The organism is Pseudoalteromonas sp. GutCa3, assembly GCF_002836155.1.
Taxonomy (GTDB): domain Bacteria; phylum Pseudomonadota; class Gammaproteobacteria; order Enterobacterales; family Alteromonadaceae; genus Pseudoalteromonas; species Pseudoalteromonas arctica.
This window is the reverse complement of record NZ_PJBK01000067.1, coordinates 90,461-115,190: the sequence shown is the minus strand read 5'-3', so window position 1 is coordinate 115,190 and position 24,730 is coordinate 90,461. Positions and strand designations below refer to the sequence as shown.

At 37.9% G+C, this 24,730-nt stretch carries 23 protein-coding genes; 19 read left to right on the top strand and 4 right to left on the bottom strand.

What is annotated here, in order from left to right:
- Nucleotides 1-28: 28 nt before the first annotated feature.
- Complete coding sequence (gene trhA / locus CXF64_RS10470; RefSeq protein ID WP_024591098.1) at nucleotides 29-658, bottom strand: PAQR family membrane homeostasis protein TrhA; 630 nt, start codon at nucleotides 656-658, stop codon at nucleotides 29-31.
- Between the two features lie 219 nt (nucleotides 659-877).
- Between trhA and CXF64_RS10465 the strand changes: the two genes are divergently transcribed.
- The 3 genes from CXF64_RS10465 to CXF64_RS10455 all read left to right on the top strand — a co-directional run bounded on the left by CXF64_RS10465 (nucleotide 878) and on the right by CXF64_RS10455 (nucleotide 5,539).
- Complete coding sequence (locus CXF64_RS10465) at nucleotides 878-3,229, top strand: TonB-dependent receptor (protein WP_101216962.1); 2,352 nt, start codon at nucleotides 878-880, stop codon at nucleotides 3,227-3,229.
- An 88-nt stretch (nucleotides 3,230-3,317) separates the two neighbouring features.
- The gene (locus tag CXF64_RS10460) at nucleotides 3,318-3,668 is read left to right on the top strand and encodes a hypothetical protein (protein WP_101216961.1); all 351 of its coding nucleotides are present in this window, start codon (nucleotides 3,318-3,320) and stop codon (nucleotides 3,666-3,668) included.
- Nucleotides 3,669-4,054: 386 nt separating this feature from the next.
- The gene (locus tag CXF64_RS10455) at nucleotides 4,055-5,539 is read left to right on the top strand and encodes a cellulase family glycosylhydrolase (protein ID WP_101216960.1); all 1,485 of its coding nucleotides are present in this window, start codon (nucleotides 4,055-4,057) and stop codon (nucleotides 5,537-5,539) included.
- A 60-nt stretch (nucleotides 5,540-5,599) separates the two neighbouring features.
- Here CXF64_RS10455 and CXF64_RS10450 read toward each other — a convergent pair whose 3' ends face one another.
- Nucleotides 5,600-7,291: an alkaline phosphatase D family protein gene (locus CXF64_RS10450; protein ID WP_101216959.1), complete on the bottom strand. Its 1,692-nt coding sequence runs from the start codon at nucleotides 7,289-7,291 to the stop codon at nucleotides 5,600-5,602.
- Nucleotides 7,292-7,589: 298 nt separating this feature from the next.
- Here CXF64_RS10450 and CXF64_RS10445 point away from each other — a divergent pair, with 298 nt between their 5' ends.
- The 15 genes from CXF64_RS10445 to CXF64_RS10375 all read left to right on the top strand — a co-directional run bounded on the left by CXF64_RS10445 (nucleotide 7,590) and on the right by CXF64_RS10375 (nucleotide 18,871).
- Nucleotides 7,590-7,862, top strand: a complete 273-nt coding sequence (locus tag CXF64_RS10445) for a hypothetical protein (RefSeq protein WP_101216958.1) — start codon at nucleotides 7,590-7,592, stop codon at nucleotides 7,860-7,862.
- Nucleotides 7,863-8,097: 235 nt separating this feature from the next.
- A complete protein-coding gene (locus tag CXF64_RS10440; RefSeq protein WP_010552979.1) occupies nucleotides 8,098-8,676 on the top strand; it encodes an LON peptidase substrate-binding domain-containing protein in 579 nt (192 codons plus the stop codon).
- A 68-nt stretch (nucleotides 8,677-8,744) separates the two neighbouring features.
- Nucleotides 8,745-9,368 (top strand): sigma-70 family RNA polymerase sigma factor, encoded by a 624-nt coding sequence (locus CXF64_RS10435; RefSeq protein WP_010552978.1) that lies wholly within the window; start codon nucleotides 8,745-8,747, stop codon nucleotides 9,366-9,368.
- Nucleotides 9,361-10,041 carry a ChrR family anti-sigma-E factor gene (locus CXF64_RS10430; protein ID WP_024591091.1) on the top strand — a complete coding sequence of 227 codons (681 nt, stop codon included), beginning with the start codon at nucleotides 9,361-9,363 and terminating at the stop codon, nucleotides 10,039-10,041. The genes CXF64_RS10435 and CXF64_RS10430 overlap by 8 nt, the downstream gene beginning before the upstream one ends.
- An 8-nt stretch (nucleotides 10,042-10,049) precedes the next feature.
- Nucleotides 10,050-11,003 (top strand): YbgA family protein, encoded by a 954-nt coding sequence (locus CXF64_RS10425; RefSeq protein WP_007580711.1) that lies wholly within the window; start codon nucleotides 10,050-10,052, stop codon nucleotides 11,001-11,003.
- Complete coding sequence (gene phrB / locus CXF64_RS10420) at nucleotides 11,003-12,397, top strand: deoxyribodipyrimidine photo-lyase (RefSeq protein ID WP_101216957.1); 1,395 nt, start codon at nucleotides 11,003-11,005, stop codon at nucleotides 12,395-12,397. The genes CXF64_RS10425 and phrB overlap by 1 nt, the downstream gene beginning before the upstream one ends.
- A 1-nt stretch (nucleotide 12,398) precedes the next feature.
- Nucleotides 12,399-12,827 carry a nuclear transport factor 2 family protein gene (locus CXF64_RS10415; RefSeq protein ID WP_024592207.1) on the top strand — a complete coding sequence of 143 codons (429 nt, stop codon included), beginning with the start codon at nucleotides 12,399-12,401 and terminating at the stop codon, nucleotides 12,825-12,827.
- Between the two features lie 2 nt (nucleotides 12,828-12,829).
- Nucleotides 12,830-13,540, top strand: a complete 711-nt coding sequence (locus CXF64_RS10410; RefSeq protein WP_007580704.1) for an SDR family NAD(P)-dependent oxidoreductase — start codon at nucleotides 12,830-12,832, stop codon at nucleotides 13,538-13,540.
- Nucleotides 13,537-14,793, top strand: coding sequence for an NAD(P)/FAD-dependent oxidoreductase (locus CXF64_RS10405; protein WP_007580703.1), 1,257 nt, complete (start codon nucleotides 13,537-13,539; stop codon nucleotides 14,791-14,793). Before CXF64_RS10410 ends, CXF64_RS10405 begins: the two co-directional genes overlap by 4 nt.
- Nucleotides 14,786-15,523: a DUF1365 domain-containing protein gene (locus CXF64_RS10400; protein WP_101216956.1), complete on the top strand. Its 738-nt coding sequence runs from the start codon at nucleotides 14,786-14,788 to the stop codon at nucleotides 15,521-15,523. Before CXF64_RS10405 ends, CXF64_RS10400 begins: the two co-directional genes overlap by 8 nt.
- Before the next feature lie 37 nt (nucleotides 15,524-15,560).
- Nucleotides 15,561-16,823, top strand: a complete 1,263-nt coding sequence (locus CXF64_RS10395; RefSeq protein WP_101216955.1) for an SAM-dependent methyltransferase — start codon at nucleotides 15,561-15,563, stop codon at nucleotides 16,821-16,823.
- The gene (locus tag CXF64_RS10390) at nucleotides 16,801-17,301 is read left to right on the top strand and encodes a DUF2878 domain-containing protein (protein ID WP_007580697.1); all 501 of its coding nucleotides are present in this window, start codon (nucleotides 16,801-16,803) and stop codon (nucleotides 17,299-17,301) included. The genes CXF64_RS10395 and CXF64_RS10390 overlap by 23 nt, the downstream gene beginning before the upstream one ends.
- A gap of 54 nt (nucleotides 17,302-17,355) precedes the next feature.
- Nucleotides 17,356-17,844 carry a chalcone isomerase family protein gene (locus CXF64_RS10385; RefSeq protein ID WP_010552972.1) on the top strand — a complete coding sequence of 163 codons (489 nt, stop codon included), beginning with the start codon at nucleotides 17,356-17,358 and terminating at the stop codon, nucleotides 17,842-17,844.
- Between the two features lies 1 nt (nucleotide 17,845).
- Nucleotides 17,846-18,385: a DUF3833 domain-containing protein gene (locus CXF64_RS10380; protein ID WP_010552971.1), complete on the top strand. Its 540-nt coding sequence runs from the start codon at nucleotides 17,846-17,848 to the stop codon at nucleotides 18,383-18,385.
- A gap of 210 nt (nucleotides 18,386-18,595) precedes the next feature.
- The gene (locus CXF64_RS10375; protein ID WP_002962474.1) at nucleotides 18,596-18,871 is read left to right on the top strand and encodes an HU family DNA-binding protein; all 276 of its coding nucleotides are present in this window, start codon (nucleotides 18,596-18,598) and stop codon (nucleotides 18,869-18,871) included.
- 92 nt (nucleotides 18,872-18,963) lie between these two features.
- On the opposite strand, the gene ilvN is transcribed toward CXF64_RS10375, so the two are convergent.
- Nucleotides 18,964-19,461: an acetolactate synthase small subunit gene (ilvN, locus tag CXF64_RS10370; protein ID WP_007580691.1), complete on the bottom strand. Its 498-nt coding sequence runs from the start codon at nucleotides 19,459-19,461 to the stop codon at nucleotides 18,964-18,966.
- Nucleotides 19,461-21,185, bottom strand: a complete 1,725-nt coding sequence (locus CXF64_RS10365) for an acetolactate synthase 3 large subunit (protein ID WP_101216954.1) — start codon at nucleotides 21,183-21,185, stop codon at nucleotides 19,461-19,463. Before CXF64_RS10365 ends, ilvN begins: the two co-directional genes overlap by 1 nt.
- A gap of 490 nt (nucleotides 21,186-21,675) precedes the next feature.
- Between CXF64_RS10365 and CXF64_RS10360 the strand changes: the two genes are divergently transcribed.
- Nucleotides 21,676-24,690 (top strand): immune inhibitor A domain-containing protein, encoded by a 3,015-nt coding sequence (locus CXF64_RS10360; RefSeq protein WP_101216953.1) that lies wholly within the window; start codon nucleotides 21,676-21,678, stop codon nucleotides 24,688-24,690.
- The last annotated feature ends 40 nt before the right edge of the window (nucleotides 24,691-24,730 follow it).

The window sequence follows — 24,730 nt, the reverse complement described above, 5'->3', positions numbered from 1 at the left end:
GCTGCTTGTTGTGCACTTTAAGTCGTTATCAATAAACGTAATTGCTAATTGAAATATAATGGCAAACACACCCAGCAATAACAAATAAGTGCCAAATAGCGTGGCTAAATTGGGTGCTTTTAGCGCTGTAAAATAATGTACCTAAACTATAAAAAATACCGCCGGCAAGTAGCCAGTAAAGTGCTTTTACATCAACACTAGAGTAGAGCGGATATACAATAGCCAGTGCAAACCAACCCATGAGTAAGTAGGTGGCGAGTGATATTTTTTTATTGCCGTTTTTTACAAATACTTTGTACGCAACGCCTGCTAGTGCCACCGCCCAAATAAATGTAAGTGTGGCCCATGACCAAGCACCAGTTAATGAGATTAATAAAAAGGGAGTGTAGGTGCCGGCAATTAATAAATATATGGCGCAGTGATCGCACTTTTTATAAAAGGCTCTTAAGCGCGGTTGAATACTGGCATGGTACAAAGTGGACGACAAAAACAGTACAAATAGACTGCTGCCATAAATTACAGTACTTACATACGCTTTAGTGCTGGTGGCTTGGCTAAATAAATCCCACATAACAAATGCGGCAAATACAATACCAAGTGCATGGCTAATTACGTTTAGTTGTTCTTCTTTTTTAGAATAGGGCGCTTCTAACGACATAACAGATCCTACCACTATTTGAATGAATTTTAGTGTACAAGTGTACGCTGAGTTTTTCAATATTATAATTTTTATATGAATACAATAATTTATTGTTTTTCATAAAGTTGAAACATCAATTTAACCAATGCGTAATTAATAAGACGTAAAAAAGTCGTAATAGTTCGTTAGATTACTGGTAATTCCTAAAAACAATTAACCGGACGAACAGTGAAAAACATGAAAAATAAATTAACGACACGGCCTTTTCTTAAACTTACTAAATTGTCTGTGGCGATGATTTGCGTTACATCAACAAATAGTTTTGCAGATCAAACCATAAATAAAGAACTTGATGAAATAGTGGTTGTTGCTCAAAAGCGTGCGCAATCAATACAAGATGTGCCCGTAACAATAAGCGCCTACGATGGCGACTTTTTAGAAAGCTTGGGTATAGGTGAACTAGACACTTTATCTGAAATAACACCAGGGCTTGTTATTCAAGAGCAAAGCCCTAACAACCCGGGCTTTGTAATTCGTGGTATTACGTCTGATAGTGGGTCGTCTCAATCATCCCCTCGTGTGTCTATTTATTATAACGGAGCAGATGTATCACGCTCTCGTGGCTCATACTTTGAGCTTTTTGATGTAGAAGGGATTGAAGTTGTTAAGGGACCACAAGCGACACTGTTTGGAACAGCAGCTTCTGTAGGTGCTATTAGTGTAGCAACACGTAAACCAGAAAAAGATTTTTCGGCTCAATTAAAAGCATCCGTTGGTAATTACTCGGCTAAAGGTGCTAGTGGCTTTGTAACGGGTGGTAATGATTTAATGCAAGGCCGTGTTGCTTTTACTTATCGTGAACGTGATGGGTTTATAAAAAATATTGCAGGAGATAGTAACTCCCAAAATCCGGTTGGGTTTAAGCAAGATGATATGCATGCTATTGAGCGTTTTTCTTATCGTCCGTCTTTACGTATTACACCAAGTGACGATGTAACGATTGACTTGGTGTATACGTATGAAAAAAATGATGACTCGGGTACATCTTTTAAAAATGGGCTTTATGCACCAACCGGTGGTGATACAAGTCCATATAGCTTTGTTGAAATGCCAGGTAGTCCGTATGCAGAGTCTGTGTTTGGAAAAAAAGACTTAGGTGTAGAGCGCACAGTTAACGATTTAAATTTGACTGTAAATTGGGATGTAAGTAACGATTTAACAATCACCTCAATTACTGCAGGGCGTAATTTTGACTCTTTAGAAGTGTTTGATGCTGATGGTACGCAAGCATGGTTTTTAGAATTTGCAGAAGCTGCTGAGGGCGATCAATTTAGCCAAGAATTACGTGCTGTTTATACGCAAGACAAATTTACCAGTATTTTTGGTGTGAGCTACTTTGAAGAAGATGGTAGCCAACACATTCCATTTAGTACAGAAGAGTCTATATTTTTAAATTGCTTAGGCGTATTGGGTTCTGGTGTTCCTTGTATTAATAATGATGGTAGCGTTAATATTTTAACGCCAGCATTAACAGGTGGCGTAGTAAACGAGTTGCCATATTCACTAGAGTTTACAAACTATGGTGAAAACAAAGCGTACTCAGCGTTTGCTGATGTAACTTATGCTGCTACTGAAGCATTAGAGTTAACAGCGGGTCTTCGTTATATAAAAGAAGACAAACGCAGTGGTTATAGCTCTGCTGCACCCAATAGTGTTTTAACACAAGCGCCATTGTTTACGGTAGATACAAATGGTGAAACATTCTATGGCGATGCTGATTATGATGATTGGCTGCCACGTTTTAATGCGCTTTATATAATAAACCCTACTACAAATATGTATGCGACTATTTCAAAAGGACGTCGTTCGGAAGTACTTGAAGTAAGTTCGGCTAACAACGAACAAGGAAATGTTGAAGCCTCTATATCAGAAGTTCCAGCGGAAATTATTTGGAACTACGAAACCGGTATTAAAGGTAAAGCGCTTGACGGGCGTTTAGATTACTCTGTCGCTGTATTTTATCAAGATTACTCTAACTTTCAGGTTACGTTACAGGATGATGAAGGCGTTGCGTTTTCTGCTGATGCGGGCTCTGCCACTAATGTTGGCGCAGAGGCTGAAGTAAGGGCGTTAATTAATAATGAGTTTGAGGTATTTGCCAATGCGGCTTACCTTGATGCTGAAATAGATGATGATAGTAATAACGGTAACCTCGCAGGCAATAAATTTAGATTACAACCAGAGTGGACGTTTAGTACGGGGCTGTTTTATTCAACAGAATTGTCGAACTCACTTAATTTAACGAGCTCTTTAATATATAGCTACCGCTCTGAAGTGTTTTTTGAGCCAGCAAATGCGCCAATATCAGGCTTAGATATTAGTCAACCTGGGCTTGGATTAGTCAGTGCGCGCTTAGGTATCGCAAATGGTGATGACTGGGCTGTTAGTGTATTTGCTAGTAACTTATTAGATAAAGAGTATTTAGTTGATGCAGGTAATACTGGAGGGGGATTTGGCAACCCAACATTTGTTGCAGGAGCACCTCGCTTTGTTGGTATTGAGTTAACTCTCGGGTTTGGTGGACAATAATACATTTAACTACTTGATATTTTAATTGAGCCACTGCAAAGTGGCTTTTTTATGTGATCACGTTAAAGTGAATTTATATTAGGTAAAAATGAAACAAGATCTAAAAGCTGCTTTACTTACCGCCATTGTTTATCCTGGAGCGGGGCATTTTTCTCTAAAAAAACACCTTATAGGCGCTATTTTTGCGGGCGTATTTTCTGTTCTTTTAATTTTAACCCTTCAAGATATATTTGCGATTGCACAGTGTACTGCAAATGAAATTGTACACGGAAAAATCCCCATGTCGGTTACGGCCATTTTAAAAGCCGCGCAACAACCTTCTGACGCCTGCGCTAAACTCGCTGAATATAAGTATTTACCTTTAATGATTATAATTTGGGTGCTGAGCATGATGGATGCATACCGTTTGGGCAGAAAAGCGCTGCCCACTAAAAAATAAGCCACTTAATCAGAACTCGGTTTGGTTGGCTTATTAATATTTTACCCTGATATTTAGCTATTATTGATGGCGGTAATAATTATTATTACCGCCTTTCATTTTTATACATATTTTTTGTAACCGAGATTTTTTGCCCGCATCATGTAAATATCGTGTAAATGCCTGTATATACCCAGTAAAATCCTCAAACCTCGTTAAATCGCTCACTTGTTGATATTTAGTTAATTAAAATCCTTCTCCTTGTACCTTTTTATTCATTTAATGTTAATAAATAAATGATACTTTCTGCTCGCCAAATTAACTTTGTTTAATTATTAAGTATTGGTTTGCTATCAATTTATTACGTCAAGCAATGACGACTGATAATTTCAATTTAAGGAAATACGATGAATAACAGTTCAAATAATCACAAAAGAAAGGATTTTAAAGTGGCGAGCTTATCGTTAGCTTTATTATTAGAATGCTCAACAATGGCCAATGCCGCTGTTGAAAAGTTAACGGTGAGTGGAAATCAAATTCTTGCGGGTGGAGAAAACACAAGCTTTGCAGGACCTAGCCTATTTTGGAGTAATACGGGGTGGGGCGCAGAAAAATTTTATACAGCAGAAACAGTAGCAAAGGCAAAAACTGAATTTAATGCAACATTAATTCGTGCAGCTATTGGTCATGGTACGAGTACTGGTGGTAGTTTGAACTTTGATTGGGAGGGCAATATGAGCCGTCTTGATACTGTTGTAAACGCAGCTATTAGCGAAGATATGTACGTTATTATTGATTTTCATAGCCATGAAGCACATACCGATCAAGCAACTGCAGTTCGCTTTTTTGAAGACGTAGCTACCAAATATGGGCAGTACGACAATGTTATTTATGAAATTTATAACGAGCCTTTACAAATCTCGTGGGTTAACGATATTAAGCCTTACGCAGAAACAGTTATTGATAAAATTAGAGCAATCGACCCTGATAACTTAATTGTGGTTGGTACGCCTACGTGGTCACAAGATGTTGATGTGGCATCACAAAACCCAATTGATCGTGCCAATATTGCTTACACTCTGCATTTTTATGCTGGCACGCATGGTCAATCGTATCGAAATAAAGCACAAACAGCACTCGATAACGGCATTGCACTATTCGCCACAGAGTGGGGAACAGTTAATGCTGATGGCAATGGGGGTGTTAATATCAATGAAACCGATGCATGGATGGCATTTTTTAAAACAAACAATATTAGCCACGCTAACTGGGCTTTAAACGATAAAAACGAAGGTGCATCGTTATTTACTCCAGGCGGTAGTTGGAATTCACTAACATCGTCAGGCTCTAAAGTTAAAGAGATCATTCAAGGTTGGGGTGGTGGTAGTAGCAATGTTGATTTAGATAGCGACGGGGATGGCGTAAGTGACAGCCTTGATCAGTGCAATAATACTCCCGCAGGTACAACGGTTGATAGTATTGGTTGTGCAGTAACTGACAGCGATGCCGATGGTATTAGCGATAATGTTGATCAATGCCCTAATACACCTGCAGGTGAAACTGTTAATAATATAGGTTGTGTTGTTGAAGTAGTTGAACCACAAAGCGATGCGGATAACGATGGTGTGAATGATGATATTGATCAGTGCCCAGATACACCCGCAGGTACAAATGTTGATACAAACGGATGCAGTGTTGTAAGTTCAACCGATTGTAATGGCATTAATACATACCCTAATTGGGTGAACAAAGATTACTCAGGTGGCCCGTTTACTCACAATAACACCGACGATAAAATGCAATATCAAGGCAATGCATACAGCGCAAATTGGTATACAAATAGCCTTCCAGGAAGTGATGCTTCGTGGACGCTTCTTTATACTTGTAATTAAGCACGTTTTATAAAATATACAAAGAAGGTAAATAATACATTTACCTTCTTTTTAAAAGTATTAGCCTTTATAAACACTTTGGTGTTGGTCAACAATATTGTAGCTTGGTGAGTTTATGTTATCTATATAGCGCCAATCGGTTGTGATTTGCTCTTTAGTAATAGTCAGTAGCATATACCCACGGTGTGATAAGTCACAATAGTTTAAATCGTTTATTAACAATGTAAGCGAGTCAGCCATTTGCTTTGCTTGTGCTGTATTAAGCGCTAAATAATGCTCCATACCCGGGGATGTAACACCAGGTGTTGCAAACTCTACTCCTACGCTTTCGCCTTTTGCATTTTTTAATGTGCCATGCCACGCATTGTGCGTATCACCTGCAACCACGACTAACTTTTTATTTAATGCGGTAATGCTTTTGTATAATGCTTCGCGCTCGCTTGGGTAACCATCCCACGCATCTAAATTATAAGGCATTAAAGTATTTACGCGTGCGAGTTGCTCGGGTGTTACCGCTTTATGAGCTAACACTGCTTTTTTAATGGTAACAAGCTCTTTTAACACCTGAGGTATTTTAGTGCGATCGGATTGCGAGAATATTTCAGTAGGTAGCCACATTTTAGTCATCAATACTTGCTGGCCCAATACTTGCCATTTTGCATTTGATTTAGTTATTGCACTGGTGAGCCAGTTTAGTTGTGTGTTACCTAGTAACTGCCTTTTTGGATTATTTAAATCACTGGCAAAGCGCGCAACATCCATTTGCTTGGTCTCGGGGTTTTTGTAGTCGCTGTAAGCGAGTTGTTTATCGCGTGCTATTACGCGCGTATCTAGCATATGTAAGCTTATTAAATTACCAAAATCGAAGGTGCGATATATTTGCGGGCTTTGTTCGCCCATAGGCGGTCTAATTGGCAGCCATTCGTAATAGGCTTGAATAGCTGCTGCGCGACGCTTAAAAAAGTCACCTTCATCAGGGGTATGATTTTCAGCACCACTTTTATAGGTATCGTTAGTAACTTCGTGATCATCCCATATTGCGATAAAAGGCGCTGCAGCGTGAAGTGCTTGAAGGCCTTGGTCTGTTCTGTAAATAGCATAACGTTTACGATAGTCGCTAAGGGTAATAATTTCACCGCTGTTATCAGCTGCTAATTGGCGGCCAATGCTTTTAGCATTTTCGGTAGCGTACCCGCCCATTGGGTATTCGTAAATGTAATCTCCCAAATGCAGTACTACATCTAAATCTTTTTGCTTAGCGGCATCTGTGTAGGCATTAAAGTACCCAGCAGGGTAGTTTGAGCACGACACAACAGCCATTTTAATTTGTTCAATGTTATTTATTGGTAGTGTTTTAGCTCGGCCAATTGGGCTTTGTGTTTGCAAACCTATAAAACGATAAAAGTACTCTGTGTTTGGAGCAAGTTCTTGCACATCTATTTTTATTGTAAAGTCTCGGCTTTTATCTGTTTGTTCTTGCCCGCTGCGAATAATGTTTTTAAATTGAGAATCACCTGCCAGTTCCCAAGCAACAGTAACTTTAAAATTTGATTGAGAAGGAGTTGCACGTGTCCAAATTATTAAAGCATGACTAAGCGGGTCGCCACTCGCTACACCGTGTTTAAATTCAATAGCCGATAGAGGTTTGTTTATTAATGTTTGAGCACAACCTGTAATGGCACTCGATACTGCGACGGTAAATATGCTTGCTGCTGAGGTTTTTAAAAAATTTCGACGTGATGAAAGAGTCATACTGCACTTTTTGAATTATTTATAGTGGTGTGCACTTTAGCGGGTAGATATGACGTTTTTATAAACGCTAAATGTATTTAGTGTGACGGTATTAATACCTTTAAACCATTTTATTTATTAACTAAAAAGTAGTCAAAAAATTAAATTAAATGGTTAAATTAACGAGAGATGAATTTTTTAAATTAAAGTAATGCGTGTAAAGTTGTTTAATTACAATTGGTTAAGATTTATTTTTATGTTGGCACAACCCTTGAGTATATAACTACGTCTAAACAATACACAAACAAGGAATACCATTATGAAACATTCAATTAAAATCGCTATGGCAAGTTTATTAGTATTAGGTTCTGCGCAAGTACACGCAACAGAAGTGGACCTAGATGTAACTGATATATTAACTCAAAGTGTAGCAAGCTATGTTAAGCAAACCACAATCGAGCTTGAAAAATCACTAAAGGAAACGCTTTATTTTGATGCTAAATCTGTTTTAGAGGGTTTATTAGATGAGCCCGTTTTAACAGATAGCACAGCGCTTAAAAATACTGACGCTAGCGTTAAAAACGTAAAATAAACCACTTAAAGGATTAAAACGATGAGCAGTGAACTTGGATTATTTGCATTAATGTTAGCACCCGTAGTCAGTATGATTAGCGCTTATTACTCGGTTCAAGTGTTTAAAGCTATGGGAGGTTGGTTTAATCTTTAGCCAATTATATAGCTGGTAATTAATTCGATTCATACAAAGCTGATCGACTTAGCAAAAGCGCACGTAAATAAAGGCAGAGTGTTTGAAATAAGTAGACTTTATGAAACGTGCGATTTTTCCATTACCCATTTTTATGTTACCTGAAGGTTATACGCGATTACGCATATTTGAGCCTCGCTACTTAAATATGGTTAAAACCGCATTAAAAAATAATACAGGGTTTGTGCTTTGTACTTTTGAGCATGACACGCCTTTTAATATAAGCGCGCAAGGTTGCCTTGTTGATATTATTGATTTTGACCAAGACGATAACGATGTATTATTAATTGATGTATTTGCATCGCAAAATGTGCAAATTAATGATGTTTATCAAGACGAAGACGAATTACGTCATGGCTTGGTATCGCCTTGTAATACGCCGTATTGGTACAAAGATTCTAACAATCAAATTGGTGAACATTACCTACTACACGACGCGCTTAAAAACGTGTTTGATGGTAATCCGGAACTTAATTTGTTGTACAAAAAAACTCATTTTGACAAGCTTCCCTGGATTGCAGCACGTTGGCTTGAACTCCTACCTGTTTCTATTGAGAAAAAACAGCAACTTGCGTTTGAAACGAATTTTGATAACTTACTGAATTTCCTCCATACTGTGATTAATAACGAATTTGCCTAAATTTTATGATCCTAAATTAATTATTGCCCGTATTACTTAATACAAAAGCAATAACGGGATAAATTATTATGGTAAGTCAACAACAGTCACCACGTTGTGAACCTAATACAGGTAAGTACACTGCCATGCCAGAAACGCCGAGTAAAGAGCTCATGCAAGCGCTTATAGATGTTGCGCAATCACGCGATAAAAAAGCGTTTTCATATTTATTTGAATACTTTGCGCCAAAAATTAAACGCTTTGGAATTAAGCAGTTTGGTGTTGAAGCCCAAGCCATGGAGCTTGTGCAAGAGACATTAACGTCTGTTTGGCGTAAAGCACATTTGTATCATAGTGAAAAAGGCGCTGCGACTACGTGGGTTTATACCGTTATGCGTAACGCTTCGTTCGATATGCTTCGTAAAATGAAAAGTAATAAAGAAGAAAATATAAGCGAAGATATTTGGCCGTTACTAAACGACTCACAAGATACGCATCACGAATACAGTGATCATTTAGAAGATAAGCAAATTAAGCGTTATTTAGACAAATTACCAATTGCTCAACGCGAAGTGGTAAGAGGCGTTTATTTTCAAGATATGTCGCAAGAGCAACTTGCACATCAACTTAATATTCCAGTAGGCACGGTAAAATCACGGTTACGTTTGGCCTTGCAAAAATTACGTAATGAAATGGGAGATCAGCATGATTAAACATCACCCGAGTGAAACTTTACTGACACAGTATTGCGATGCATCACTTGCTACATCATTGAGTTTAGCCGTTTCTATTCACGTAGACATGTGCCCTGTGTGCCAAGCTAAAGTAGCTAAAATTGAAGCAAGTAATGCAAATGCATTATTTAGTGAAGAGCCTGCTCAATTTGAGAAACCTCAAACTGAGAAATCTGATTTACTTGAAGAATTTGAACTAAATGTTCTCGATATGATCATGTCTGATGATTCTATTGATGAAGTTTACGAAGTAGAGCCTGTATCTATTAAAGTGAATGAGCATAACTATCAGCTTCCACGTGCTTTAACACGTATTTCTCATAGCAAATTTACACAAGTTGGTAAGCTGGCACGATCTCGCGTTTCGCTTGATGATGGTGCGCTGCGTTCTAGCTTGCTACATATTGATGCTGGTGGCGAAATTCCTGAGCATACACATACCGGATTTGAAGTTACTTTACTACTAGACGGTGAGTTTAGTGATGAAGACGGTAATTACGTACCAGGCGACTTTATTTGGCAAGATGGTAGTCATCAACACACACCTTTAACGAAAGATGGATGTTTATGCTTTACAGTTGTCAGTAGTGCGCTACATTTTAATAAGGGCTTCAGCAAGTTACTAAATCCAATAGGTAATTTGATTTACTAAGAGAATATATGCACACAGATATAATAAAAATAGGTATAAGCGCCTGCTTAGCAGGCGAAAAAGTTAGATTTGACACAGGACATAAAAAGTCAAATTTTTGTATGGACGAGCTAGGTAAACACGTTGAATACACACGGTTTTGTCCGGAAGTAGCTGTTGGTTTACCAATACCTCGTCCAACTATTCGCCAGGTTAAAGTGGGCGATACTATTAAAGTTTGTCGACCAGATGGCACCGGCGAAGTAGGCCAACAACTTACTGAATATGGTAAAAAAGTTGCAACTGAACAAGCTAAAGAATTAAGCGGATTTGTATTTTGTGCAAAAAGCCCAAGCTGCGGCATGGAGCGCATTAAAATATACAACGAAGCAGGCACGGGTAATACCTCTGAAGGCGTTGGTTTTTTTGCTGAGCAAATAATGAAGCACAACCCATTATTGCCATGTGAAGAAAACGGACGTTTAAACGACATGCATTTACGTGAAAATTTTGTAATGAGAATTTACGTATTTAAAAACTGGCAAAAATTAGTACAAGAGCCGCTTACGGTTCATAAGCTTACTCAATTTCACTCTCAGTATAAGTACTTGTTGATGGCTCATAACTATCAAGCTTATCGTGATTTGGGTAACCTGCTGGGAACTTATGTAGGCGACGATATAAATGCAGTTGCTGATGAATATATTTTAGGTTTGATGACGGGTCTTAAAAAGCCAGCTTCTCGCAGAAATAATTGCAACACGCTAATGCATTTACAAGGTTACTTTAAAACTGATTTATCGAAGGTTGAAAAACAAGAACTTCGTGATGCGATAGATGAATACCGCGAAGGTTTGGTGCCATTATATGTACCACTTACCTTGTTAAAACATCATTTGAAGGTTCACCCAAATGAGTACCTTGAAAAACAAGTGTTTTTTAACCCTTACCCTCACGATTTAAAACTACGATTTGGTATTTAATGGATACATTATTTTGGTTTAGGCGCGATTTGCGCCTTTTTTCTAACGAAGCGTTAATTCAAGCGCTAAACAATGGCGCTAAACACGCCATTTTTTTTGTGTCTGAAAAACAGTGGCAACAACACCAAACTGCGCCTATTCAGATTGACTTACTCAAGCGCCGAGTTACTTACCTTCAATCCCAACTTGCTGATTACGGTATTACTTTACATATTATTGAAGCGCCAAGCTTTTGTGATTGTACGCGTGAGCTTATTGATTTTTGTAAAGCAAACGATATAAAACACGTAATTGCTAATACAGAATATGAGCTTAATGAAGTAAACCGCGATAAAGCAATTTTGCATAAATGCGATGAGCTTTCTATTACTTTTACTTTGTACGAAGGTGATTTAATTGCACCTGTCGGAACGGTTAAAAATCAAAGTAATGAAATGTATAAAGTATTTACTCCATTTAAGCGAGCATGGTTAAAGCAGTATCAAGATACACACTTTAGTTTGCCTCAATGGCCTTTAACTTCTGAGCCAACAAAATTTGATGAAAGCGGCTTACTAAAAAGTGATGGATGCTCAGATAAGTGGCCGGTTGACGACGAAACACTCTCAACCGTAGTTGATAATTTTATATGTGACAAACTTACAAGCTACGACGATCAGCGTGATATACCCAGCGTAAAAGGCACATCAGGTTTAAGCCCGTATTTAGCACTTGGTATTGTAAGCACAAAACAGCTTCTTATTAATATTCAGCAGCGTTATCCTGATATTTTAACTACGTCAAAAAGTAAAACGTTTACGTGGATTAACGAGCTCGTTTGGCGCGAATTTTACAGGCATTTAATTGCTGAATTTCCGAAGCTTTCGCGCGGTGATAACTTTAACGAAAAGTACAACGCCGTAGTGTGGCGTAAAAGCGAAAATGAATTTACAGCATGGTGTGAAGGGCGTACAGGTTACCCGTTAGTGGATGCTGCAATGCTACAACTAAAGCAAACCGGTTGGATGCACAATCGTTTACGTATGGTTGTTGCTAGCTTTTTAACTAAGCATTTATTAATAGACTGGCGCGAAGGTGAGCGCTTTTTTATGCAGCACCTAATTGATGGCGATTTAGCCTCAAATAATGGTGGCTGGCAGTGGGCTGCAAGTACCGGGTGTGATGCTCAGCCTTACTTTAGAGTTTTTAACCCTATCAGACAAAGCGAGCGCTTTGATCCAACTGGCAAGTTTATCCGTAAGTATTTGCCAGAGCTTGAAAACGTGCCAGATAAACACATTCATTTTCCACACACTTATTTAGCCGCAATAGGTAAAGATAAGGAATGTTACTGGCCAGCAATAGTTGATCATAAAGCGGCACGAGAACGTGCACTTGCTGCATTTAAGGTGTGATATGGATAACCAGTTACCAGTAGATAAATTTGTTGAAATATACCAACAGCTTGATAGCACTAATCTTGATTTATTGAGTGATATTTACTGTGACAACATACAGTTTATAGACCCGATGCATGAAATTAACGGTATTGTAGAATTGCGCAGGTACTTTGCTAACTTATATAGCAATGTTAAGCATTGTCAGTTTGATATTAATGATTCGTTTGATAGCGGCAACAATGCTTTTATCTATTGGACTATGCACTATGCACATCCAAAGCTTTCATCAGGTAAAACTATTTCGGTAGAAGGTCATAGCAAGCTTATTTTTGAAAATGGCAAAATTATCAAGCACAGAGACTACTTTAATGTGGGCGAGTTGCTGTACAAACATATTCCTTTACTTGGTAGTGTTATAAAGCTAATTGATAAAAGGGCAGGTTAATTATGATCACACTTATAACGGGTGCTACTTCTGGTATTGGTGAGCAGTTAGCAATTAAATATGCGCAGTTGGGAGACACTGTTATAGCTTGTGGCCGTAATAGTGAAAAGCTCGCTGAGCTTGCTAAATACGACAATATTCAAGCATGTAAATTTGATGCAACTAATCTACAAGACATTAAAGAGTCGACAGTTGGCTTTCCTCATTTTGACCGTGTTATTTTAAACGCGGGTAACTGTGAATACATAGATGACGCACGAAACTTTGATAGTGCATTGTTTGAGCGTGTAATAAACGTAAATTTACTCTCTATGGGGTATTGCCTTGAGGCGCTACTTCCTAAAATAAATTCAGGGGGTCAGCTTGTTTTGGTCAGCTCAAGTGTTACCTATCTTGCGCTACCTCGTTCAGAAGCTTATGGTGCATCAAAAGCGGGTGTAAGTTACTTAGCAAAAAGCTTAGCTGTTGATTTAGATGATGTTGATGTGACTTTAGTTCACCCTGGCTTTGTGAAAACTCCGCTTACTAATAAAAATGATTTCCCGATGCCTATGGCTGTTACCGCTGAAAAAGCCGCAGACTATATGATTAAGGGGATACATAAGCGCCGAAAAGATGTTCACTTTCCGTACCGTTTTACACTTATATTAAAAGCATTACGTATTTTACCACTCCCAATTTGGCTTAAAATCGCAAAAGGATTAGCCCGTTGAAAAAAATAGCAATAATAGGAACTGGTGTATCTGGTTTAACATGTGGGCATTTGCTTCATAAACATTACGATGTAACCGTATTTGAAAAAAATGATTATATAGGTGGGCACACTGCAACGGTTGATGTTGATGTATGCGGCATAAAATACGCAATAGATACTGGCTTTATTGTATTTAATGACAGAACTTACCCATACTTTGAAAAGTTACTATCGCGTATTGGTGTAGATAAACAAACAACGCAAATGAGCTTTAGTGTTCATAACGAAGCCACTGGCTTTGAATACAATGGCCATACGTTTACAAGCCTGTTTGCACAGCGTCGTAATATTTTTAGACCTAAGTTTTGGCGATTATTGTACGACATTGTTAGGTTTAACAAACTGTGTAAAGCACTACATGAAAAAGATGATTACCAATCTGATCAATCATTAGGGCAACTGCTTAGTGACAATCACTTTAATGACTTTTTTAAATACCATTATATTCTTCCGATGGGCGCAGCTATTTGGTCTACCAGTATTAAAGAAATGGAAAATGTAGGCGTTGAATTTTTTGTTAAGTTCTTCTTTAATCATGGCCTTTTAGATGTAACAAACAGACCACAGTGGTATGTAGTACCAGGTGGCTCTCGTCAGTATATTAAGCCACTGATCAGAGGTTTTGCTGATAAAATTAAACTTAATACAGATATTAAATCTGTTACGCGTCAAAATGATGAAGTAACAATAGAGTTTGCCAATGGTGAATTAAGTAAGTTTGATAAAGTAATATTTGCTTGTCATTCAGATCAGGCGCTTGCACTACTTGGTGATGCGACTGAGCAAGAAAAGTCAGTATTGGGTGCAATAGCTTACACTGAGAACTCAGTTGTGCTGCACACCGATACAAACCTTTTACCTGATAGAAAAGCGGCATGGGCAAGTTGGAACTACCTACTTAATAACAACACTGATAAAGCAGCTGTTGTTACTTACCAAATGAATATTTTGCAAGGTATACAATCGGATACACAGTTTTGTGTAACGCTTAATCATCTTGAAGGAATAAGCCAAAGTAAAATTTTGCGCGAGTTTACTTATCATCACCCTGTATTTAACCAAGAGTCAATTGCTGCTCAAAAGCTTAAACACAGTATTGATGGACAAAACAATAGTTATTTTTGTGGTGCTTATTGGTACAATGGTTTTCATGAAGATGGCGTACACAGTGGTGTAGATGTAGCCAAGCAACTTGGGGTCGAATTTGACTAGTGCAGTGTATTTAGGCGATGTAAAACATCGCCGTTTTGCTGTTAAAGAACATCGTTTTAGTTACCCTTTGTATATGATGTGGGTAGATTTAAATAATCCTCAACAACTAAATGGTGTGCATAAGCACATAGGTACATCAGGCTTAAAAGCGTTAAAATTTAATGAAGCTGATTATCTTAAAGACACCTCAGAACTTGCTAAACGACCTCTTATTGAGCGTGCGCATGATCAACTTGCCAATTTAGGTATTACTGAAACCTTTTCTCATATTTACATGTTAGGGCAGTTTCGTTGTTTTGGTGTGTATTTTAGCCCTGTTAATTTTTACTTTTTTGGCCACAACGACACCCGTTTTAAGTACATGATTGCTGAAGTGAGTAATACACCATGGAACGAACGTCATTATTATTTAGTCCCTTTAGAAAAAAAAGTGAACTTTAAGAAGGTTTTTTCCGTATCACCTTTTATGAATCTGGATATGAACTATCATTGGCATGTTAAACAATCGCCTGATAAAACATTGATACACATTGAAAATAAGCGAAATGAAGAGTTATTATTTGATGCAACACTTCGCTTGAAACGTAAAGACCTCACTAACGAAGAGATTAATAAGTTGTTTAAACGTTTTCCGGCCATGACATGGTCTATTTTCAAAGGTATTTATTATCAAGCATTAAAGTTGTTTATAAAGCGAGTGCCTTTTTTAGGTCACTCAGGTAAGCCATAAAGCACATAGGTAGTCAGGACAATTAATAGGTATTTCAATGGATAAAGTGTCGAGCTTAAATTGCGAACAAAGCACTAGTTGGTTAACTAATATATATAAAAAATTAGTGACAAAAGCCTTTTCGTCAATTGAAACAGGTCAAGTTGTTTTAATTGAAGGAAATGAGCGTACAGTTTTTGGTGATGTATCGTCTGCGTTAAAAGCAACAGTAACAGTTAATGATAAAGCTATGTATAAAGCGTTTGCGTTATCTGGGAGCGTTGGCGCTGGTGAAGCGTATATTTTGGGACATTGGTCTTGTGACAACTTAACTTCATTCATTGAGATATTTGCTATAAACGAAAAGCAACTCGATGAGTTTGAAAAAAAATTCGCATTTTTTAGTAATATCGCACACCGATTTAATCACATAAAAAACAAAAATTCAGAATCGGGTTCTAAGAAAAATATTGTTGCTCATTACGACTTAGGTAATGATTTGTACGAATCATTTTTAAGTAAAGAAATGCTTTATTCAAGTGCTGTATATCCTACAAAAGAAGCCACACTTGAAGAGGCTCAGCAATACAAGCTTAAACGCATTTGTGAGCAAGTTGAGCTTCAAAAAAATGATTCAGTAATCGAAATTGGTACAGGGTGGGGGGCATTTGCTATATATGCTGCCACACATTACGATTGCCATGTAACAACAACAACCATATCTGATGAGCAACATGATTATGTAGCTAACAAGATTGTTGAACTTGGTCTTGAAAGTAAAATAACATTACTTAAGCTCGATTACAGACTACTAAAAGGTAAATACGACAAGCTTGTTTCTATTGAAATGATAGAAGCGGTTGGTCATGATTATTTGCCGAGCTTTTTCACTCAGTGTGGTGAGCTCCTAAAAGAAGATGGCGCCATGCTTATTCAAGCAATTACTATTGGCGATCAGCGTTATAAGCACTACTTAAAAAACTCTGACTTTATTCAGCAGTATATTTTTCCGGGCGGATGTTTGCCATCGCTTAACGAAATGAGTGAGCAGATTAAAAATAATACCGATATGGTTATTCATACTGTTAATGATATTGGTGCTCACTACGCAAGAACATTAGCAGACTGGCGAACTCGTTTTATAAAAAGTTGGCCTGATTTAGACCGCTCTAAATTTGATGAACGCTTTTATCGTTTATGGTTATTTTATTTTGCTTATTGTGAAGGTGCGTTTAGAGCCAGAGCAACAAGTACGGTACATTTAATGGCGCGTAAACCTCGTTTTACGAGTGATAACGATGATATTGCGCTCGGTTACTAATTTTGTTCTATTTCAAGCAGTGTGGTTTTTATCATTGCTGCTTGAAGCCAATTCGCTACTTTTTAGTGGCTTGATTATTGTTTTAATGTTTTGTTTGTCAAAGCAGAAAAAACAAGACTCCTTACTATTAATTAAAGCCCTACCTTTAGCACTATTGTTAGAATTTATAGCGGTAAAGTTAGGCTTGTTAGAATTTAAAGTTTATCCCTTCCCTCTATGGCTCGTGTTTTTATGGGCTGCATTACTACTTTCTTTAAATACCTCAATGGTTTTTTTGAGTAAATTAAAGCTTTGGCAGGCCTTTTTGGTATGTATGGCATTTGCGCCAGCAAGTTATTGGGCTGGAGCGCGCTTTGAAGTAATAAGTTTAGGTTTACCTTTATGGCAATTCTGGCTCGTTTACGGGGCGCTTTGGTCTACAGTGTTTACTGTTATTCTTTTCATAAACCAAAAAATCAAGTTATTTATCAATCGCTGATCTTCCACAATTTCTATTTCGTAACATTACCCATTGACTCAAAGGGAGCTTATTTTGAAATTTTTACTAAAGGCAGTTACTTTTTATTTGCTTACCACTTCAATTGTTTTAGCTAACACACAATTTAATAAAGTAGGCGAAGCACGAATGGAGTATTTATTTTGGGATGTATATGACGCTGTGCTATTTACCCCTTCAGGTAATTACAGCGCAGGAACACATCCTGTTAAGTTTAAGCTTACCTATTTACGTGACTTTGACGCTAAAGAAATAGTAAAAGCAACAAATGAGCAGTGGGAACATCTTGGAAAAACAGGGCTGGCAGATAAATACGACAGTAAATTGTTGTCTATTTGGCCTGATATAAAAAAGGGTGACTCACTAACATTAGTGACAAATGAGCAAGGTATGAGCACTTTTTATCATAATGATGAAAAAATGGGTGAAATTGATGAACCTCAATTTTCGAGTGACTTTTTAGCTATTTGGCTTGATGAAAAAACCTCTGAACCAAAATTACGAAAGCAATTATTAGGGAATTAATATGAACATATTAAACACGTTAAAAGCAGCTGTTATGAGCCTCTCGGCTCTACTTTTAATTAGCTGTTCGGCACCAAATGTTGAACATTATAAAAATACATCGCCAAATTTCGACTTTAAAACGTTTTTTAGCGGAAATTTGAAAGCCTATGGTGTTGTACAAGACTTTAAAGGCGAATTGACCCGAAAGCTTGTCGTAGATATGAATGCGACTTGGGACGGTAACCAGGGCGTTATTGAAGAAGACTTTGTTTATGATGATGGCGAAACCCAAAAGCGAATCTGGAAAATAACGTTAAATGAAGACAATAGTTTAACGGGGACAGCAGCTGATGTTATAGGTACAGCAAAAGGCAAAAGTGACGGCAGCGTATTTCATTGGAATTATGATGTAGAGCTTCCATACGATGGCAGTACTTTAGAAGTGAATTTTGACGATTGGATGTACCTGGTTACACAATCGCGCTTGATAAACCGCACATCTATTGTTAAGTTTGGAGTCGAGGTCGGGGAAGTGACCTTAGTTATCGAAAAAATATAGCTTATTTACCCAGTTGCTTAACTTGCGCCAAAATTGTACTCAAATTAAGTCTTTGTTAACCCAACACGCTGTATTCTACCGAGAATTATTTAAATTTTACTCATTTTTTAAGAATTTAAGCAAAAAATGCAATTTGCTGTTGCTAACTCTTTAAAAATGCATAAAGATAGGTTTTGCGAAGGCAAAATAATAACGAATAGGAATCTAACAATGAATAAAGCTCAATTAGTTGAAAAAATTGCTACTGATGCAGAAATCTCTAAAGCCGCTGCTACTCGTGCTCTTGACGCGTTTACAGGTGCTGTAACTTCTTCTTTAAAAGAAGGTGATTCAGTAGCATTAGTTGGTTTTGGTACTTTCTCAGTAAAAGAACGTGCAGCTCGCACTGGCCGTAACCCACAAACGGGTGCTGAGATCCAAATCGCAGCGGCAACTATCCCAAGCTTTAAAGCAGGTAAAGGTCTTAAAGACCAAGTAAACCCTTAATAGGTTTAACGAATTAAAATAAAAAAAGAGCTATTTAGCTCTTTTTTTTTATGTTTAATAAAGACATCAACTGATGCCTTTATATTATAAATTTATGCTTTTAAGGCTTTATCGCCTCGGCCAATGCCAACAGCACCAGAACGTACAACTTCAATAATATCGGTTTCATGACGAAGTGTGTCTAAAAACGATTCTATTTTGTCTGTACTGCTCACTAGTTGCAGGCTATAGCTTTGTCGGCCCATATCTAAAATAACACCCTGGAACACATCAACTACGCGGGTAACCGCTGCACGAGTCGTCTCGTCTTGAGCAAATACCTTAACAAGCAATAACTCTCGCTCAATGTGACTCATTTCTGTTAAATCGATAATTTTAAGCACGTCGACTAATTTGTTAACTTGTTTTGTGATCTGCTCAACCACTCTGTCATCACCCATGGTGGTAATGGTAATACGTGATAACGACTGATCATCAGTTGTGCCAACAGTTAGGCTGTCAATGTTGTATGCACGTTGTGAAAAAAGCCCAACAATACGTGACAGTGCACCTGGTTCGTTTTCTAATAGAATAGATAAAATCCGACGCATTATGCTTTTACTCCTTTACGTAACCACATCTCATCAATGCCACCTAACTTGATTTGCATTGGGTATACATGTTCTTTCTCGTCTACAAGAATATCTAAAAAGACTAAACGATCGTTTATGCTCATAGCTTTATCGATTGCAGGTTGTAACTCATCAAGTGTGTTTACTTTAATACCCACATGCCCGTAGCTTTCAACCAACTTAACAAAATCAGGCAGTGAGTCCATGTAAGATGATGAATGACGACCGCCGTAAACCATATCTTGCCATTGGCGTACCATACCTAAAGAGCGGTTATTAAGTGATACAACTTTTACAGCTAGGTTGTACTGCAAGCAGGTAGATAGCTCTTGAATATTCATTTGAATAGAGCCATCACCCGTAATACATACAGATTCTTTATCCGGAAAGGCTAATTTTACGCCCATAGCAGCAGGTAAGCCAAAGCCCATAGTGCCTAGGCCGCCTGAATTTATCCACTGACGAGGATGCTTAAATGGGTAATATTGCGCTGCAAACATTTGGTGCTGACCAACGTCAGAACTTACGTAAGCATCGCCATTAGTGGCTTTATAAACAGCTTCAATTACGGCTTGTGGCTTAATTTTGTCGCCATCTGTGTTGTAGCTTAAACATTTTTGTTCACGCCAGCTGATAATTTGGCGCCACCAATCTTCTTGCGCGCTGCGATCTATTTTAATTGGGCTTTTATCAATACCCGTTTGTAGTTGTTCTAGTACTGTTGCTAAGCAACCTACAACCGGTATATGCGCTTTGATTGTTTTTGAAATTGAAGTTGGATCTACATCTACATGTACAATTGTGGCATCTGGACAAAACTTTTTAACGTTATTAGTTACCCTGTCATCAAAACGAGCACCAAGCGCTAAAATCACATCGGCGTTTGCCATTGCTTTGTTGGCCTCAAGCGTACCGTGCATGCCTAGCATACCTACAAAGTTTGGATGTACACCTGATATGCCGCCAAGCCCCATTAGTGTATTGGTAATGGGTGCATTTAACGATTCAACTAAATGCGTTAATTGCTCTGACGTATTTGAAATAACAATACCACCGCCAGAGTAGATAACCAGTTTTTTGGCCTCTAGAATAGTTGTTACCGCTTTACGAATTTGTTTTGAATGCCCTTTAGTATTAGGGCTGTATGTTCTTAGCTCTGTTGTTTTAGGAAATTCGTATTCAAACTTTATAGCAGGGTTAAGCATATCTTTAGGAAGCTCAACTACAACGGGCCCAGGACGACCTGTACTGGCTATATAAAAGGCTTTAGCTAAGATTGTTGGGATTTCTTTAGCACTTCTACAGTTAAAGCTGTGTTTAACTATAGGGCGAGAACAGCCAACAATATCAGTTTCTTGGAATGCATCGTCACCAATTAAACTTGTAGGCACTTGGCCTGATAATACAACCATAGGAATTGAATCCATGTAGGCCGTTGCAATACCCGTTATACAGTTTGTAGCGCCAGGGCCTGAGGTTGCAAGTACAACACCAACGTCTCCAGTAGCACGAGCATAACCATCAGCCATATGTGTGGCAGCTTGTTCATGACGTACTAATATATGCTCAATATCATCTTGCTGAAAAAGTGCATCATATAAGTCTAAAACCGAACCACCGGGGTAGCCAAATATGTATTTTACCTTTAACTCTTTTAATGCCTGAACTACTAGTTCAGAGCCATTATATTCTTGTTTGCTCATCCTCATTCCTCTGTGCGCTTTTTTTATGCATAAAAAAACCCCCGCGTAGTGCGAGGGTTTTTAAAAAGCAGTATCACCTTTTAATACATCCCCGCTGGGCTTATAACTAAGACCAGTACGAGTACGACTAAAAGGTTAATTTGTGTGTTCATAGTTTTTACTCTACTTAGCAAAACACTGCTTTTAAATTAAAAATTCTGTATAGGTTTATTTTTAAGGGTTTTGAACTCTTATGTCAACCTTGAAAGTGGTTTTTTGCATTTTAAATTCGTTTTGTAGCTTTTTTTAATTTAAATCTTCAGAAATACTGTATTTAACTGAGTTAACTAGCAGAAATTATGCGTTTTAGGTTGTGTGTTTGATTTTAGTTATAAAAGAGTGTGAAAGACCATTAATTTTTATTGCACATGTTAACTATATGTTTTTATCGCATGTTTAAATTTCTATTATTAGGTATGATTACTACATAATTATGTTTGAGGAAAACACAGTGAAAAAAGTGACGTTAATTGCGCTTTTAACTACGCTATTAAGCCCTATAGTAGCGGCTAATAATTTAAGCCCGCATGATGTTGGTATAACTAACGAAGAACGTATTTTATATTGGCTTAAAAAAAGAGACCAAATATCCTCTAGTGAGTTAGATAGTTCATTTAAGTCATATATGAGTAACAAAGACGTTGCCAATCACTCAATTAAAAATGGCTTTAGGCGATTTAAATCTTCCTCTACGGATTTTTCAAACACAAATAAACAACAAGCCGCTTTTTCAACGTCGCTAGTGCCTGATCAAAGCGTTAATGATGTAAAAGTGTTAGCTATCTTAATTGATTTTCCTGACCTCAAACATGACGATAATCGACTTGTAGAGCAAGACACAGACATGTTTTACGCTGATTATTCAACTGAACACTATCAGCAAATGCTTTTTAATACTCAAGGTTATGCGGGCCCTGATGGACAAAGCTTATCAACGGCTACAGATTATTATAAAGCAGCATCTGGTAATAGCTTAAACTTTAACGGGCAGGTATATGGCTGGGTAACCGCTGATAGCAATGCAAAAATATATGGTGAACGCCAAGGCAGTACACGTGATAAAAATGCGCCCGCTTTAGTCAAAGAGGCTGTGGAGAAGGCGGTTGCAAAGTTTAATATTAATTTAGCGGACTATGATTTAACTGATTTAGATGATGTTGATGGCGATGGCATCCTCAACGAGCCTAATGGAATTATTGATCATGTAATGATTTTTCATTCAAGTATTGGTGAGGAGTCAGGTGGCGGTTACCTAAGCACCGACGCTATTTGGTCGCACCGCTACTATGTATTTGATGAAAATAGTGGGCCGAGCGAGATTGCAGGCAGCAGTATTAAACTCTTTGGTTACACAATTAATCCAATTGATGCTGGGATTGGCGTGGTGGTACATGAGTTTGGACATGACTTGGGATTATTGGATGAATACGACTTACAATCTAACACGGTAGGTGAGCCTGTTGCGTCTTGGTCAGTTATGTCGACAGGAAGTTGGGCAGGTTCGCCACGAGGTTCAGAGCCTGTTATGTTTAGTCCTTATGCGCTTGAATATTTACAAAATCGATACCAGGGTAATTGGGTTAATCAGCTCACGCTTGATATGGATGAGATAGATGCTAACGCACAGCAAACATTAATTAATACTGCGAGTACTTCACAACTACAAAGCCAAATAAAAATAACACTGCCATCTCGACTCGAAAAATTTAAAACGCCAGTAGAAGGCGATTTTCAATACTATTCAAATACGGGCGACAATGTTAGTAACAGCTTAGTTAATACAGTAACGCTACCAAACACAACTGAGGCACTTACTTTAAGCTTTATTGCTTATTATAGTATTGAGCGCGACTATGATTTAGTACAGGTAAAAGTAAATGGGGAGCCTATTGCTAGTAATTATACCCAAGCAATTAACCCATACTATGGTGACATTGGTCCGTATATATCAGGTGATTCATTTTTTAATAGTGATGCTAAGCAGCCTAACGGCTATTTAACTCATAAGTTTGATTTATCAGCTTATGCTGGGCAAATAATTGATCTAAAAATTGAATACATAACAGATGCGAACACACATTATTATGGTTTTGTTGTGGATGATATGCGTATTGAGCAAAGTGATACCTTAATTTGGCAAAATAATGCACAAGATCAAATTAACACCGAGTTTAATGGCTTTGAAAAAATAGGTAGTTACACATATGCATCGCCATCACATTACTATTTACAATTGCGTTCATACACAGGTGTTGACAGTAGTTTGCAAGCAGAGCAGTACTCACCGGGATTATTATTGTGGTATAGCAATGAATCTCAAGCCGATAACAACACGACAGAGCATCCAGGTAGTGGTTTTGCATTAGTGGTAGATGCTGATCAGCGCTCGATAAATAAAGGCAGTACGCAAACTCCGGCTGCTTCAGCAATTCAAATTCGTGATGCTGCTTTTAGTTTATATCCACAGCGAGCTGGGTTAGGTGATGATGATTTATCAGCTATTACAGAGTTTACTGATAAAACCGACTATAGTTTTTCAGCGCAACAGCCATCGGGCGTTGTGCTTCCACAGGTTGGCTTTGGGTTTAATATTATAAGCCAGTCAGCTGATAGTGAAGATATAGAAGTAGAGCTTAATTACGATGTTACTAAAGGTATTAATTTTACCAAAACAGGTTTAATCGTTAATTTTAATGTAGAAGGTTTTGCACTCACGCCAGCGGATAAATTCACGTGGAATTTTGACGATGGTAGCTCAAGCACAGAGTTAACGCCTACTCATGAATACCAAGACTATGGCACCTATAGCGTTGAGTTTATGGCAAGTAATGATACTTCACAGCAAGTAGCTGTAGCTCAAGTTACATTAGCTGAGCCATTATCTGTAAATGAAATTGAATATGAAATAAACCAAGGAATATTAACAGCTCAAGCTTCGTTTACAGGTGGAGTCGCACCGTATACTTATAATTGGCAGCTAGGGGATGGAAGTACTTTAGCGACTCAATCGCTCACTTATAATTATTTATACTCTGGTGATTACCAAGTAACGCTTACAGTGACAGATAACGAAGGCACGGAGCAAACTAAAGCGGTTGATGTAACTGCAACTGTTCCGCTTAGCATAGACGCAAACGTTACAGTAAATGATTTAAGCGCTCAATTTAATGCGCAAGTAACCGGCGGCTTTAATAGTTATACTTACAGTTGGGATTTTGGTGATGGCAGTGCGGTATCAAACTTACAAAACCCAAGGCATACTTATCAAACTGACGGGGCATTTAGTGTAACGTTGAATGTTACTGACACTCAAACAAATGACACTTTTGCTAAAGAGTTATCTCTTACAGTGCAAAAGCAACAAAGTAGTTCGGGTTCAAGTGGCGGATCATTGGCAGGTTTATTAGGATTACTACTGTTAAGTTTATTTAGGTTCAATACTAACTATATAAGCAGGTTGGTATAAGCTTAATTAACAAATAAAAAAAGCCCGCTAAATTAGCGGG